This is a genomic window from Legionella sp. PC1000 (genome assembly GCF_014109805.1).
Classification (GTDB): Bacteria; Pseudomonadota; Gammaproteobacteria; order Legionellales; family Legionellaceae; genus Legionella; species Legionella resiliens.
In genome coordinates, this window is sequence record NZ_CP059400.1 from 1,155,396 (window position 1) to 1,170,325 (window position 14,930).

Sequence of the window (14,930 nt, forward strand, 5' to 3'; positions counted from 1 at the left end):
CTTGATTAAAAAAAATTACAGGGGTAATTATACTGTGTGGTATCAACACGATGTTGAAGGCTTAATCCTTCATTTATATGTTCAGCCAGGCGCCAAAAAAACAGAGATTGTCGGGATTCATGAGGGTGAGCTTAAAATTCGCTTAAATACGCCCCCAATTGAAGGTCGTGCCAACAAAGCATTGTTGAAGTATATTGCACAAATATTTAAGGTACCGGTAAGAAATGTTATATTACAGCGCGGGGATAAATCAAGACATAAAATACTTAGGGTTATCAGTAGTGAGGTAACACCTGATAATTTGTTTTGAATCGTAATGTAAATTTTGCGATAGTAAAAAATAATAAACAATTAATCATTTAAACACTATGAAAATTGAACAGTTTTCCATCTCCTTTAATACCTCAGGTCGAGGCACGCAAGATATCACTGATGAAATAAAAAATATTATTGCAAAAGCTTCAATACAACAGGGTTTATGCCATTTATTTCTCAAACATACTAGCGCCTCTTTAATGCTTTGTGAAAATTATGATCCTCAAGTTCGTATGGATCTGGAACATTTCCTGGTTCGGTTAGTTCCTGATGGTGATCCTCTTTTTAAACATGTGATTGAAGGTAAGGATGATATGCCTGCACATGTTCGGACTGTGTTAACGCAAACAAGCTTAACTATTCCCATGCAAAATGGAAAATTAGCTTTGGGGACGTGGCAAGGAATCTATCTTTATGAGCACCGCTATCTATCACAAAAACGTCATCTGGTTATTACGGTTGTAGGAGACTAATCAAGCGTTTTTGATATACTATGGTCAACAGACCTTAATTAATTTTTTTTGAATTGGAAGAAAATATGCCTCATATACCCCAATGCCCTAAATGTGATTCAGAATATACTTATGAAGATGGTAGTCAATTCATTTGTCCAGAATGTTCCTATGAATGGTCAAAAGATGGTGTAGAAGAGCATGTACATGACGAGCACCGAATTATCAAAGATGCGCATGGCCAGATCCTCCAGGATGGGGATACAGTGACAGTAATTAAAGATTTAAAAATAAAAGGATCCTCCCAGGTAGTAAAAGTTGGCACTAAAGTAAAAAACATCCGCTTGGTTGAAGGGGATCATGATATCGATTGCAAAATTGAAGGAATTGGCGCCATGAAATTAAAATCTCAGTTTGTGAAGAAGGGATAAACGGCGATGCATAAACCACTGCACATTACTTTTTTATTTTATGAAGGGATGACTGTTCTGGATGCAATTGGCCCTTATGAAGTACTAAGTCGTTTGCCAGAAGTTGTGGTGCAGAGGGTTGGTTTAAATTGCGGACCAGTACGTGCATGTTCGGGACTCACTCTGATTGCTGAGCATGCATTAGCCGATATTTCACATACCGATGTCCTGTTGGTTCCAGGGGCGGGTAATGCAACCGCATTGCGTGAATTTCCCGAAATTCTTGCATGGGTTAAAGCAACTCATGAACATACATTATGGACTACCTCGGTCTGTACTGGAAGTTTGATCCTTGGCGCAGCAGGAATTTTATCGGGAGTTAATGCAACCACGCATTGGGCAGTAATGAATCGATTGAAAAATTGGGGAGCAATACCAACTCAAAAGCGATTTGTTGAAGATGGAAAAATCATTACAGCAGCTGGTGTTTCCGCAGGTATTGATATGGCTTTATATCTTGCTGCAAAACTTACTGATGAAAACGTAGCACAAAGTTTACAACTTGGTTTGGAGTATGATCCTGAACCACCTTTTAATTCTGGCTCACCAGAGAAAGCACCAGAAACACTGGTCCAATCTCTTCGTGAACGTTTGTTAAAAAATAGGTTTGAATCGGAATAATTTAGGGCATGACATAGATTATCAACGCAATTAATCCAGCAATTGCAATGATTGGATGAACTATTACTGCCAATTTGGGGAGCGGTTTCCCTTTCCTGGCAAGCATCACCAAGGTCAAGCCACCTAATGCTGCAACAATCAAGATAATTAAACTTGCAATAAGCAGGGAAGATTGACCTGACATAAATGTAAGCATGTGCACGATCATAATAAGTAGGCCTAATCCTGCAAAAACTCCATGCAGAGCTTTTACTTTTTGATTAACAGGCCTATCTTGCAATATCGCGGTCAAAAGAAAAAAACCACAGATCACTGCAGCAAGAAATAAAACAATAGCGAGTTTTAACATACAATCTCCTGTTTAATAAATCATATCTAATAACATTGGAGCCTGGGTGCAACGAGCGGAACCCAGTTCAGAAATGGGGCACCGCTCGCTGCTGCCTCCGGGCTACAAAATACAAATTGTTTTATTCAGGTGTCACATAGTTTTCTTTTAACTTAGGGAGATTTAGAAGTTCATTTTCTAACTCTTCGCCCAAAGTATCTTTTTTCATAGAAGGAGAGAAATTGATGATTGGCGCAGGATTTTTCAGCGCTTCCGTCAAGCTGATAAATTTATATCCATTTTTTTGATACATTTCCAAAACATCACCTAACGCATAACTATTTAGAAGATTTGCATGGATTAATAATATTTGTTTGGCATTTTTCCCTTGAGAGCGTTTTTCAGCCTTTAAAGTTTGCTTCCATATATAAGCCAAATAGCGGGGTTTTAATTTTTGAATGTAATTTACTCGAGAACGATATGGAACTTTATAAAGCATCGCATTAAAGTCAAAATCTTTACTGTCAATGGTCACTGGGGCAATTGTGTAATTATGTTCTTTGAGGTAATCATATACTTGTTGCTTTTTGGCTTTAGCACCTTCTGCCAGATAGGGATAGCGAAAATATTTGGGCTGGGTCATGATTGGAGTAAGAATTTTATCGGCGCGATCCAAATCAGCAAGGTATTTTTCGGCACTCATTTGATTCAGGTTATAATGTGAATAAGTGTGATTACCTAACATAAAGCCTGCTTGGCGAAATTGCTCAAGAAAATCCCATTGACCTTTTTCTATAGCTCCTGCAATCACAAAACCTGTAACTGGGACTTTATATTTTTGAAAAGTTTGTACAATTTGCGTAAAACGCTCTGTTGAACGCTCACGATTTCCTGGAGTATTCATTCTTGAGGCAACCAGAGGCAAATCATCTATAGTAATTGCAATTTCTTTTTCATCAGCAAAACAAACTGAAGAAAACAATGCAATAAAAAGAAAAAGTAATTTAAGCATCGACAGTCCTTATCAAACTCTAGTAACAAGATGGTAACATAATTCGATGAATACGTTAAAAGAAGATTAGTGTAAACTCTATTATGGACTGAGCCAAATGATTTAGTATAGAACCCTGAGCTATCGTGAGTTTTTGCTTAGAAACTTTGATGCATGATCCATTATTCAATAAAAAGTGCACTTACTTAACTACGTCCCACCCCACGAGTTGTTTGCAAGGTTGTTCACGGGATTTTATCAATCTCAAATCGCAACCTGAAAAAAAGATGACTGTTGATAATCAACCCCAAGTGAGCGATTTGGTACTTTGGTCGTTAAAAATTCTGGCATTTGTAAACATTAAGTGCATATTCTTTATGTCTAAAGGGATAGGTAGGGGTCGGTATTTTTTGACAGTGATCAAAATATTGGTCCAAGCAGCTCTGCCGGTCGTATCGATCGATATACCATGCTTCTTTTAATGTTTTATCGGCAATTTTTTTATTGATGTCAGTGCCCCATAGAGCATATTGATTTTGCGCGGTATCACAACCTAAAGTATAAATGGTCGGTTTATTTTGGAGGAAAAAGAGCATACGTGCCGCAAACCAGCCTGATGTAAAAATCGTGTCGGGTAATTGAGGGTATGTAGCATTAAGTTTTTGAATTAAATGATAAACAACAAGTTTTTTTGATTTAATCACATTAAATTTCGATGTGTTATTAATTAAAATGAAGAGACTGATTACGGCATAAAACATGATCAATAAAATGGCAAATCCACGTTTATAGGCTGTGGTGGCCCAATATCCCAATAAAATTGCACTACTCATTAGATACGGTGTCAGCCAGAATTCCCGGATCCCTGCCTTAGTGGCGGTATATAAGTAAAAACAAAGAAAAGTAATACAAACAATACGGCACAAGGTCACAATTAATGCCTTTTTCTCATCCATTTCTTGGTTTCGTACTAAAAAGGGAGGAAGAAGCATAATGTTGAGTGAGGGTACAAATAGGGTAAAAAATGTTTTTATCGCATGGTAAATGGGGTTTACCTCATGATGGAGTTTATGAGCGGTTAACTGATAGATGAATGATTGCCAATGATTTTGATAATTCCAGAGGATAACGGGACTAAAAATAATAATGGCTAAGATTGTAGCAAAATAGAAATGCTTTATTTTAAAAATTGAGCGGTAAGTAAAAATTGTAAAAATAAGCAGGGAAAGAATTAAAACAATTCCGGAATATTTGGATAACATCATTAATCCGGCACTGATCCCGATTAAATAGAGAGCTCTTACGCTGCTTGTTTGGATAAATTTTATAGTGAAATACAGAGTTGAGGCCCAAAATAAAGCAAGGGGGGTGTCATAGGTGGTTTGCTGTAAAATATCCAAGGTGACAAGAGGCGAAAATAGCCATGATAACATGGCGATAAAGCTTGCTTCCTGGGATAAAAAAAATCGGGAACTCTTGTAAATAATCCAACTGCTGAGAGCCATTACGGCGATGCCTACACTGCTCAAGGCAAACAGATTATTTCCAAACAATGAAGTTGCAAGCCTAATAAAATAAGCAATCATGGGGGAGCCATCATAATAGGATATCGCCAAATGGCGGCTCCAGTCCCAATAATAGTAGGTATCAAGAGATAAGATGTTAATGGGGGCTATCAATAACAGGATGACAAAATAGAGGGTTAAACACAGGTAAACACTTCGCGAGTTAAAAAAGTCCCACGAGATAATCTTGCTATGTGCCTCCTCCTCCAGCGTATCTCTATTACCCAGTTGAATGCCTAAAGGTGAAATTATTTTCCTCAGATTCTTTATCATGAACAAGTTCACCTTTAGCTAGGGACAAGTTTTTCCGCCCAGATATGACGAGAATAAGTATAGTAATTTAAAAGGGATATAAAACCTATGCCAATACCCATGATTATATTTTCGCGCAATGGGCCACTGCCAAAGCAAAGAACTCCAAGCCGCAACCAATAACTTTGCAAATTAATGATAAACACTGAATAAATAGTGAAAAGAAGGAGGCGTTTTATTTTTAAAGACCAGGGTAACTTATGTTTCACATTAAAAGTAAGCCTGTTATTCAAAATGAAATTATTAATAATTGCGGTACATACTGCAATTTGCGACGCTTCGAAAGGAGAAAACTGAAAATATTCACGCAGTACATTGTAGGTAATAAATTGTACAAAAATACCCAATGAGCCAACCAGACACATTTTTAAATAACGTTTGATTTCTTGATAACGCAAGGTAAAAATAACGCGTAATGAATCGACAATACTGTTTTTAGGTAACTTGCTGTATCCAATATTGCGGTCGATAAAATCAATAGGGTACTCGCGAATTTTTGCTTTATTTTTATGTAAAAGCCAAAGCAATTGCATTTTATATGCATAGTGATTCGTGAGAAATTGTTGGGGCAGAATTTTTATAAGCTGTTGTCGGCGAGTAGCACGAAAACCGCTGGTAAAGTCTTTATATTGGGGAGTAAGCACTGCCCTGGCAACATAATTACCCAGAATGGAGAATAACTTGCGATGTAATTCCCAGTTTTTCGGAATACTTCCTCCATCCACATAACGGCTTCCCAGCACACAATCACAGGTTTGCAACATATCCAGCATAGGACGTATATATTTGGGTTGATGGGAAAGATCTGCATCAAACTCAAAGATAATGTCCGCATTCAAAGAAACTAATGCAAAATTCATGGCTTGCAAATACGCAGACCCAAGTCCAGATTTGGTGGGTTCAGTTTGTAAATGTAATTTCGAGTAATTTTTCTGTAATGAAGCAACGATTTCTTGCGTATTATCCGTAGAGGCACTATCAAAAATTAAAATATGTATATCATAGTGATCAATGAGTTCTACTGATGTAAAAACTTGTTCTACTGTTGTTTGAATAACGGACGCTTCATTGTGCGTCGGAATGATAATAACTACTTTCTCTTTTTCTAATGAATTCTTTTCAATGGAATCAGAGGGATTATTTGCATCAAAAATCAACTTTATATCTCGGATTGATGGATATTTGAGGCAATGAGTGTATCAATTAGTTTTTAGAAAAAAAAGAGGTTATTTCCGTTCTGAGCTCCTTCTTTTGATTTTGCTCATTTTTTCTATTTTTAACTGTTTTTTTGCAAAAAATTAACACTATTGTTTTAATCTGTTATTGGTAATCCATAGTACAATTTAGCAATTTCTCTCAATTCCTCTCAATGAGTTTATGGGAAAATCAAAAATTGGTCTCATAAAACATACTTTTTTTAACGATTCATTTAAAAAAAACGATTTTTCTTTTAAAGAAGAAACGTTTCGTTTAGATCAATTAAAATATGAGTTTTCATCTTTATATCAAGTGCTGATTTCTAATAAATCGCAATGGACAGAAGAAAATCTCATAGTGCTTTATATGTACTTTTTGTGTGATTTGCTGATTTCTTATTATCACCTGGATTATGTTGGTTCTGATTTGGAAAAATTAAAACAATGCCGCAAAAAAGTAGAAGCATTTTATAAAATAGACCCGATACAAGAAAAGCAAAAATCGATTGCGGGTTTCTCGGAATTTATACGAGAAGAAGTAGAAACGAGCATCCGCGATTTTCTGTCTTCATTAATTAGAATTTCCAAGCTGCGCCAATATATTGGTACTATAAATACCAGGCGTTCCCAATTTTCCTACAGCCGCGGTTTAGCAAATTATGCAATTATTTATCTGCAGAAGGGTTCTATTTCTGAGTTGATTCAAGAGATAAATAAAGTTTTTGGCAATAAATACAGTTTTATAGAAGGCATTAACTTTTTAAACAAATCCCGTGAAGCCATTACTGATTTGGGTATTTCGCTCTATGCACTTCGCTTCTTCATCAATTTAACACTTATGATCAAACATATTGTCGAGTCGGCAATGAGCGATGAATTATCAACAAGAAAAGTGCTGAAACAAGAAATGGAAAAGCGTGGCTTTACAATGGCTAATGACTTGGTTTGGGCCGTAGTGGGTTTATTGACTACATATGATAAATTTTTTCACGTTGCTGAGACAGCTGTCCCGCTCATCACACTTGCTTTTTTGACATTTGATACACTTTTACTTTTAGCTCAATGGATTTTTGAAGCGAGTCTGCATCATGGGCGTATGCTTGAATTACAGGAGCAATTAAAAGAGGCAACAGTCCCGGAGCAAGCAGTGATTCAGCGTCAGATAGATGTTTTAAACGATGAATGGGAGGCTCAAAGTACTTATTTTGCAATTAACGTTTTAGGAGCAAATATAATTGCCACCTGTTTTGCAGTAAGTTTACTCTGCACCGGTCCGCTTGCTTTAGCCGGGCTTGCATTATTTAGTATGCTGGGCAATGCATTCTATAACACTTCCGAAGAATATAAAAAATATCAAAAATCCTCTATTGCCGTGCGGCGTGAATTGGCAAATGGTGCTATTCTGGATGATGAGCATCATCACCAACTTTTAAGAAGACTCAATGAAGTGTGTAACAGAAATTACTGCGAATTTTGGAAAGGATTGGCATTCAATGTGGGCGGAGTCGCATTTATTATCACTGCAGCCGTAGCTTCGTGGCCAGTTGCTGTAGGCTTAACGCTTATTTATGGGGCTTACCGATTGAACAATGCCTATCAAAAACAACTTCATAATCAGGAGGAGGAGCCTCAAGATATTTACCGGCTTTTAAATCTGGAGCAATCAAATAAACCTTTTTTAGAATTTGCCTTTTAACCCGCTTTTCAAGATCCATTCACTCAATTGATTGATGCACTATTTCTCACTCTTGTTATTTTTATATCGGCTTATATTACAAAAAATACCAACTACACTATATATAACATTATAATTTTTAAGGAATAAAAATTATGACCATGACCACAGGGCTATCAGGAAATGAGATATTTTGTTTGCAACTTAAAAATTATTCTCCTGGGTCGATTGTTGTAGGGAATAGTGTTCATTCCTTGGGAATTATAGGGAGTGTCGGTTCGGGTTTTAAAGCAATGCTAGGTGGTGAATTAACCCAGATTACTTCCCTTATAGAGCAAGGTAGAGAAACAGCATATAAACGCTTATTAGAGGAGGCAGTGAGCAAAAATGCAACAGGGATTACAGGAGTTACCAGTCAATTGATTCTCCATGGGGCAAATGTTGAGTTTTTATCGATAGGCTCAGTGATTTATGCAGAAAGTGGCGCGGATAAGGAAAAGTTTTCAACTTCAGCGGATGGTCAGGAATTATATGCCCAGCTTGATGCGGGTTATAAACCTATTTGTTTTTCTTTTGGTAATGTTGCCTATTCTATGGGTTTAGGCCGAGGGTTAATCGGTAGTTTAAAAACCTTAGGACGCGGTGAGATCAAGGAATACTCTGATATTTTTAATAAAACAAGACACTTGGCATTAAATCGTATCGCTGCTCATGCGCGACAATACAAAGCAAATGCGGTATTGGGCATTAAGACCACCGTTTTGCCTTTTGGCGGTGTGAATGAAATGCTCATGATAGGAACTGCTTCTCAAAATCCTCAATTAATAACCGACGCAAATCACGATGTAGTTACCAGTGATATGACAAATATTGAAATGTGGAATATGGCTCGCCTAGGATATGCTCCTGTTAAATTATTATTAGGCACATCCGTTTACTCCTTAGGGTTAGTGGGCGGGATTACTTCAGCAATTAAAGCGTTTGTGCGGGGTGAAATTAACGAACTCACGCGCATGATTTATCATGCGCGTGAGAATGCATTAGCAATTATCAATGAAGAAGCCCAGTCTATAGGTGCAGATGATGTCGTCGGGGTTAAAACCTATGTGTATCAATTAGGTAATGGTTTAATCGAATTCCTGGCTATAGGTACTGCTGTAAAAAAAACCAATCGCATTAAAACCGAATCCGAACAATTGCCTCCACAAGCGATTGTTGTGGATAAAGATACTTTTTATGATTCAACCAATACAGACAGTATGAATGTCAATATAAACACAGGAGCAAAGCCAATTAATAGAGGGAATCTCTCTTTGCTTGTTCCTTTATTCATAATTATATTTTTTATATTGATTCAATTTTTTATTTGAAGCTATGTTCAGATAGTTTTTTGATGTAACTGACTCTGGATTCTTTGTTGGCTCAGCAGAAAAAAATCGTTTAAGTTCCCCCAAGACGGGACAATTTCAAACTGAATTATTACAGTTAATTGATTATTAATGAATTTTTAATTATGACAAATTGTTCTAACATCTCTTGAAATTATGGGCTATTATTAAAACCCAAAATAAATAAGGAGATTATCATCATGTCACAAAATTCTATGAATCAATTCTGTTGGAACGAATTAGCCACTGCAGATGTGAAAAAGGCGAAAGAATTTTACAGTAAAGTATTAGGATGGCAATTTAAAGAAATACAATCTGGTGAAATGACCTATACCCTGATCAAAGCTGACGATAAGGAGTTTGCAGGTATATGGCAAATCCCTACAGATCAACAAAATGAAATTCCCCCCCATTGGATGGCGTATATTTTAGTGAAGGATGTGGCGGATACTTTAGCAAAGGCAAAACAAAATGGAGCTCAAGAAATAAAAGGAGTTACCCATGCTGGAGATATGGGGCTTTTTGCGATTATTAAAGATCCTACAGGGGCTCATATTGCATTTTGGGAAACAAAATAAAAGATTTTAATTTGGGTCTGTTTGCAGCCTCTTATCGTGTAGCCCGGGTGCAGGCGCAGCCGTAACTCGGGTTTTGCTTTGTTCCCAGGCTACAAGATACTGCAAATTTTTTGACTCTAACTTTTATTCTTTTGATTGAGTTCTTGCCAGAGCTTGTATATTTCGATTGCTTCACGGTGGGCGTGATAAGTCATTGGCAAATTTCTTTCCTGCCAGGGTTTCGCAAATTCATCATAAAAATTATCCAAGGTGAAATATTTACGATCGTCAATATAATATTTTTTATAATCATCTCTTAAAGTAATAAATGTTACCTTTAACGGACTGCAATAATACATCGCGGCCAAACACATGGGGCAAGGATGAGCTAGAATATAGAACTCACAATTAAGAAGATGTTCTGTATGCAGTTTCGCAGTCGCTTTTCTTATTGCCACAATTTCTGCATGCGCGGTAGGGTCGTTGGTTTGGGCTACCAGATTGGTTCCTTCGGCAATAATTTTACCCTTTTCTACAATGAGACAGGCAAAAGGCCTTCCGCCTTGCTTCACATTCTCTTTAGCTAATTCAATGGTTTTTTTAATAAAATCCATTTTTTAAAGTCCTTAGAGTCAAAGTTATTTAAGAGTATAGCCTCTAATATTTAACCCAATCTTGTTCAGGAGGGTTCTCCAATAACAGTTCATAAGTTTTGAAGACATCTCCATCCCGAGATAAAAGAATTGCTATAGACCTGGTTTTTTCAAAATGAGCAAAGATAATCATCATCATGACTGTGATTGGTACTGACAGGAACATTCCTAATATTCCCCATATTGCTCCCCAGACGGCTAATGCAACTAAAATAACTAATGGGCTTAAGTTCAATGAATTACTTAAGTAACGCGGTTCGATTAAATTCCCTACGATAAATTGAATGGTGCCCAAACCCAGAATTATTTCAGTAAAAGGAATCCAACTGGTAAATTGTATTGCTGCTAAAGCGGTTGGGAAAGCAATGGCAATAATCGCACCGATATTAGGAATAAAATTGAGGAAAAAGATAAGAAGCGCCCAAAATTCGGCAAAATCTAATCCTACCCACTTCATGATTACCCAACTGGAAAGCGCAGTAATGAGACTTAAAATGGATTTTAGGCCGAGATAAGTTTGGGTGTTATTCACGATATGGCTAATGATGTTGTTCATCAGGATACGGCCTTCCAAAGTAGGGAATAGGGCATCAATTTTTTTTAGAAAAAAATGTTGTTCGACAAATAAAAAAACAACATACAATAAAATGAGTACCATAGAACCCATAAGTGTCGTAAATACCCCATAAACGTTAACAAAAATCGTTTGGAGGTTCAGGCTTTTGATCATAGTATTCATACTTGCCAATACTTTTATATTAAATTTTTGATCAATATTGTTGAAAATTTTTAATAAATTTTCTTGATAGCGCCCGGATGCTGCAATGACATTATTGACATTATCCGTAATGATACTGGTAAAAATAAAAATACATGCGGTAACTATTGAAAAAGCGAAAATCATACTCAGCCAATCGGGGAGACGGGGGCCTACAGAGGGTATGCGTTGAATGATGTTACTTATGGTATTAAGAAGATGCCAAATAAAAACTGCAATCACAAAAGGAATCAGCACATGACTCCCTACAATCAGGAAGTAGCCAACGATCCAAATAATAATCAATCCCGCTGTAAAGAGAAGCGTTTGGCTCATAGGGTTAACTCCTAAAGAATGACTAGGCTGAGCTGAATGACGTGGATTATTTTTGATACATTTCGGCGCATGAGACAATTCCTTTTGGATTTAGTTATTTATTCACTGATAATAGCATTGATTAGGTAGGATAAGAATTTAAAAATAAAGATTAAAGAATTGATTTTTGGAATGCGAAGATTTACAGAGTCCCGGGCGCATCATAGCGAAACCCGGGAGCTATTTGAAATTTATTCTTATCAGAAGAGTCCTAGACCGCAAGTATCCTCAGAACCGTCACTTCGAAAAACTTCTTTAGTGAGTTCACTTTTTCTGTTGTTATAATTTGTACTGAATTCCGCTTTCAATCCAAGAGCATTTTTCTCGGTGTTAAAATATGACTCAACTCCAAAATAATGTTCCAGAAAAGCATTGATGTATGCTCTGATCTTGTTCAAAGCGCCAGGAGCAGCCATTAATGTGGGCTCGTACCTATAGATGGCTGAGCGACAATCATTAGCAAAATCTCGAACGCGGTGTTGGAATAGAAACAACGGTATCCCTTTTTTAAAATCGTTATCAAACTGTCTTTTGCTATCATTTAATTGGGCTTTTAATTGCTGTACCGCATTGAAGATGTCTGGATGAAGTGGTTCTTCACGATCCTTAGCTAATCTTTCTACGTGGGCTAATTCATCAATTAACTTTCGAACTGTAGTGTAAATTGGCGGGTTGTTTGTCGCAACCTCATCAAATGCAGTGTTTGCCTTGTCATAGTATTTTTTAAAAAAATTAAACCCCATTTTAGTTACCCTCTTTAGAATCTTATTTCTTTTTTACTTTCCACAAAAGCAGAAAGATAGCTAATTTTAACCATATAGACTAGAAAATGATAGTCAAAGTCAAAATAAAATCATTTGCTGATTTACTAAGCATCTAACTGTTCAAAAATTGAATACAAATATTTGCTATAAGTTCAGGATTATCCATATGTACATGATGACCGCCTTGGACCTCATGAAGAGTTAAATTTTTTATTGATTGCATTCTATCTTGAAAAATGTTTTCAGGATAAGGTACTCCTTGCTTGGCGCGAATAAGGCAAGCGGGGGCGGCCAGGGTATGAAACATCGCCCTTATTTCGTCTTCATAAGGAAGCGTAAAACCAACACAGCGTAATCGCTTATCAAAAGTCCAATGCCATCCTTCCTTACTGTTTACAGTACCTCGAGAAACTAAAGCTTCAGCAGCTTGATAACTAATGGACCCGACTTTCATACGATCATGGATTGCTGCGATGCGATTATCAAATAGAGTGCGTTGGTTTTGATTATAGGATAAATAGGTCGCCACATCTTGGGGGAGGTTTATTGTGGCCTGTTCTATCAAATTGACTGTTGGTCCCAAAATATCAAGAAAAATTAATTTTCTGACACGTTCGGGTTGGGCAATTGCGATTGTTGTTGCCAATAAGGAACCCAAAGAATGTGCGATAATATCAAAGTGCTCCCAATCCAATGCTTTGATTAGATGCAACATCAATAACGCATCATTTTTCCAATGGGGCATAACGCCTGGAGGGTAATGGCTGGAAAATCCCGTACCTGGATAGTCAACAGCTACAAGTTGCCTATGAGGTATTAAAGGAGCTAATAGATCAAAGCTTGCTGCGTTATCCAGCTTCCCATGCAAACACAAAATGGGATTAGGTTTTTCGGGATGCCAAATTTTTAAGGCAAGCGTAAAGCCTGGGATATGAATCGTTCTTTCTTGATAGTTTTGCATAAGCAGTCATAGGTATATCCTTGAGCTGAGCGGCGATTATACCTTTAATTTATCTTTTGTGTAGCCTAAGTACTAGGGCTGCATTTTGAATCGAAGAATTTCATTGCAAATGTGCTGGATATTCATTTCTTCGGTATTAATACACAACTCACACTGATCTTGAAAATCAAATCGTTTTAACCAATGAAGTGCTGATCCCTTTAATCGATCCCCTCGAGCTTCTTCTCTTTGGCTAATTACGGCTTCGGAAGCATAAAGATAAACAAATAAAACGCCATATTTTTCCAATGTTTCTTTATAACTGTTAAACTCATCCATGGTTGTAATAAAAGAGTCAACAATAATATTGAACCCTTGCTCGGCAATGAGCTTCAGGACGTTTGGTATGGTTAAGTAGAGTTTTGAACATAAAGCTCCAGGTATAATTTCATAGGTGCCATCGGGATATTGTTGCGCATAGCAAATATCATTAGGCACACCTACTTGAGGGTTATCAGGATGCAATCCGCCAAATTTATCACCCAGCATGCTTAAATACCCATCTGTACTAAAATTAAGCCAGCCATTATCAAGTCGGTTTTGCAATTCTTGGCAAAGAGTTGATTTCCCTGAAGATGAAGTTCCACAAACTATAATAATCATTTTTACCTTGACGTAATGAGATGTATCGTCTCGCCTATATTAGGGCTATATAAGGATTTTGTGCAAATCTAACTTAGACTGCAACTTATTTTTCTTGTTTCGAGCAGGAACGATAAGTTTTTTAATTAATGCTCAAATGATGCTAAAGTATGCCGTGATTTATTTAATCCACAAAGGAAACAGAGGAATGTTGATGTTAGAAAAATATTTGCATAAAGGCATCGATTTTAAAAGAACAGAAGAAACATTAGATGTTGGAATAAAGTTGGCGAAGCAAGCAAATGAAGGAAAAAGTGATTCTAGTTTAGTACAGCAAACAAAAGAAAAAGTTAAGGAAATCATTTCCGAGTACACTAAAATTTATACCTCATCCTCATTATGGGCCGTCAGGCAAACCCAATTAATGCAGGAGTTACGGGAAAAGATAGCAACAGAACAGCCCAAACCTGATGAGTCCGAAATATCTAATGGCATGAGTTTGAAGAGATAAAACAGTTGGTTATTTGAGTGAATAAAAGGAGAGAAGTATGCCGCATCATAATTCGATTCGTCCTGAAGATGTATTGCCTGATGGAGTGGATAGCACATCCATCAATGGCAAAATAGTAAGAAAAGGTACAATTGCTGCTTTTTTAGCAAATGTTGCGATTTTCGAAACACAAGACAGTACGGAAAAGCAAAAGCAGGACGCTATGAAGGCAATGAAAGAATTAGCCCCAGGAGTAATTGCTATTGGTTTGCATCAACATGTTGTATTTAAAAATAGAGAAATCGAGCAAATTCTTATAGATGCTGAATAATAACTAAGGGCTATGTTGATCAATCATCTGTAGCCAACCTCCCGCGATGTGTTCGCGGGATCCAGGACATGGAGAATAAGGTTGGAAAAGAGCGATGCGATGCGTTTA

18 protein-coding genes are annotated in these 14,930 nt (G+C 37.0%); 9 read left to right on the forward strand and 9 right to left on the reverse strand.

The genetic code is table 11. From position 1 onward, the window contains the following. The first annotated feature begins 34 nt into the window (after nucleotides 1-34). From FOLKNPGA_RS05030 to FOLKNPGA_RS05045, 4 genes are all read left to right on the forward strand, one after another. Complete coding sequence (locus tag FOLKNPGA_RS05030) at nucleotides 35-310, forward strand: DUF167 domain-containing protein (protein WP_182351960.1); 276 nt, start codon at nucleotides 35-37, stop codon at nucleotides 308-310. Nucleotides 311-368: 58 nt separating this feature from the next. Next, the gene (locus FOLKNPGA_RS05035) at nucleotides 369-788 is read left to right on the forward strand and encodes a secondary thiamine-phosphate synthase enzyme YjbQ (RefSeq protein ID WP_182351961.1); all 420 of its coding nucleotides are present in this window, start codon (nucleotides 369-371) and stop codon (nucleotides 786-788) included. Between the two features lie 65 nt (nucleotides 789-853). Continuing rightward, nucleotides 854-1,198 (forward strand): zinc ribbon domain-containing protein YjdM, encoded by a 345-nt coding sequence (locus FOLKNPGA_RS05040; RefSeq protein WP_182351962.1) that lies wholly within the window; start codon nucleotides 854-856, stop codon nucleotides 1,196-1,198. Between the two features lie 6 nt (nucleotides 1,199-1,204). Further along, nucleotides 1,205-1,858 carry a DJ-1/PfpI family protein gene (locus FOLKNPGA_RS05045; protein ID WP_182351963.1) on the forward strand — a complete coding sequence of 218 codons (654 nt, stop codon included), beginning with the start codon at nucleotides 1,205-1,207 and terminating at the stop codon, nucleotides 1,856-1,858. Nucleotide 1,859: 1 nt separating this feature from the next. On the opposite strand, the gene FOLKNPGA_RS05050 is transcribed toward FOLKNPGA_RS05045, so the two are convergent. From FOLKNPGA_RS05050 to FOLKNPGA_RS05065, 4 genes are all read right to left on the reverse strand, one after another. Next, the gene (locus FOLKNPGA_RS05050; protein WP_182351964.1) at nucleotides 1,860-2,207 is read right to left on the reverse strand and encodes a hypothetical protein; all 348 of its coding nucleotides are present in this window, start codon (nucleotides 2,205-2,207) and stop codon (nucleotides 1,860-1,862) included. Nucleotides 2,208-2,328: 121 nt separating this feature from the next. Continuing rightward, entirely contained in the window at nucleotides 2,329-3,198 is an 870-nt protein-coding gene (locus FOLKNPGA_RS05055) for a polysaccharide deacetylase family protein (protein WP_182351965.1), read from the reverse strand. A 314-nt stretch (nucleotides 3,199-3,512) separates the two neighbouring features. Beyond that, complete coding sequence (locus FOLKNPGA_RS05060; protein ID WP_182351966.1) at nucleotides 3,513-5,015, reverse strand: glycosyltransferase family 39 protein; 1,503 nt, start codon at nucleotides 5,013-5,015, stop codon at nucleotides 3,513-3,515. 14 nt (nucleotides 5,016-5,029) lie between these two features. Continuing rightward, a complete protein-coding gene (locus FOLKNPGA_RS05065) occupies nucleotides 5,030-6,211 on the reverse strand; it encodes a glycosyltransferase family 2 protein (RefSeq protein WP_182351967.1) in 1,182 nt (393 codons plus the stop codon). 220 nt (nucleotides 6,212-6,431) lie between these two features. Here FOLKNPGA_RS05065 and FOLKNPGA_RS05070 point away from each other — a divergent pair, with 220 nt between their 5' ends. The 3 genes from FOLKNPGA_RS05070 to FOLKNPGA_RS05080 all read left to right on the forward strand — a co-directional run bounded on the left by FOLKNPGA_RS05070 (nucleotide 6,432) and on the right by FOLKNPGA_RS05080 (nucleotide 9,891). Beyond that, nucleotides 6,432-7,946, forward strand: coding sequence for a hypothetical protein (locus FOLKNPGA_RS05070; protein ID WP_182351968.1), 1,515 nt, complete (start codon nucleotides 6,432-6,434; stop codon nucleotides 7,944-7,946). Nucleotides 7,947-8,080: 134 nt separating this feature from the next. After that, nucleotides 8,081-9,295: a heavy metal-binding domain-containing protein gene (locus FOLKNPGA_RS05075; protein WP_182351969.1), complete on the forward strand. Its 1,215-nt coding sequence runs from the start codon at nucleotides 8,081-8,083 to the stop codon at nucleotides 9,293-9,295. Between the two features lie 218 nt (nucleotides 9,296-9,513). Next, nucleotides 9,514-9,891 carry a VOC family protein gene (locus FOLKNPGA_RS05080; protein WP_182351970.1) on the forward strand — a complete coding sequence of 126 codons (378 nt, stop codon included), beginning with the start codon at nucleotides 9,514-9,516 and terminating at the stop codon, nucleotides 9,889-9,891. Nucleotides 9,892-10,007: 116 nt separating this feature from the next. Here FOLKNPGA_RS05080 and FOLKNPGA_RS05085 read toward each other — a convergent pair whose 3' ends face one another. The 5 genes from FOLKNPGA_RS05085 to FOLKNPGA_RS05105 form a co-directional block, all read right to left on the reverse strand. Next, the gene (locus tag FOLKNPGA_RS05085) at nucleotides 10,008-10,484 is read right to left on the reverse strand and encodes a nucleoside deaminase (protein WP_182351971.1); all 477 of its coding nucleotides are present in this window, start codon (nucleotides 10,482-10,484) and stop codon (nucleotides 10,008-10,010) included. A 43-nt stretch (nucleotides 10,485-10,527) separates the two neighbouring features. Beyond that, nucleotides 10,528-11,616: an AI-2E family transporter gene (locus FOLKNPGA_RS05090; protein ID WP_182351972.1), complete on the reverse strand. Its 1,089-nt coding sequence runs from the start codon at nucleotides 11,614-11,616 to the stop codon at nucleotides 10,528-10,530. A gap of 239 nt (nucleotides 11,617-11,855) precedes the next feature. Continuing rightward, nucleotides 11,856-12,398, reverse strand: a complete 543-nt coding sequence (locus FOLKNPGA_RS05095) for a hypothetical protein (protein ID WP_182351973.1) — start codon at nucleotides 12,396-12,398, stop codon at nucleotides 11,856-11,858. A gap of 133 nt (nucleotides 12,399-12,531) precedes the next feature. Further along, nucleotides 12,532-13,380, reverse strand: a complete 849-nt coding sequence (locus tag FOLKNPGA_RS05100) for an alpha/beta fold hydrolase (RefSeq protein ID WP_182351974.1) — start codon at nucleotides 13,378-13,380, stop codon at nucleotides 12,532-12,534. Between the two features lie 72 nt (nucleotides 13,381-13,452). Next, nucleotides 13,453-14,022: an AAA family ATPase gene (locus tag FOLKNPGA_RS05105; RefSeq protein ID WP_182351975.1), complete on the reverse strand. Its 570-nt coding sequence runs from the start codon at nucleotides 14,020-14,022 to the stop codon at nucleotides 13,453-13,455. Between the two features lie 187 nt (nucleotides 14,023-14,209). On the opposite strand from FOLKNPGA_RS05105, the gene FOLKNPGA_RS05110 reads away from it, so the two are divergent. Together FOLKNPGA_RS05110 and FOLKNPGA_RS05115 are read left to right on the forward strand one after the other, a co-directional pair. Beyond that, nucleotides 14,210-14,512, forward strand: coding sequence for a hypothetical protein (locus FOLKNPGA_RS05110; RefSeq protein ID WP_182351976.1), 303 nt, complete (start codon nucleotides 14,210-14,212; stop codon nucleotides 14,510-14,512). A gap of 37 nt (nucleotides 14,513-14,549) precedes the next feature. Next, nucleotides 14,550-14,822 (forward strand): hypothetical protein, encoded by a 273-nt coding sequence (locus FOLKNPGA_RS05115; protein WP_182351977.1) that lies wholly within the window; start codon nucleotides 14,550-14,552, stop codon nucleotides 14,820-14,822. The last annotated feature ends 108 nt before the right edge of the window (nucleotides 14,823-14,930 follow it).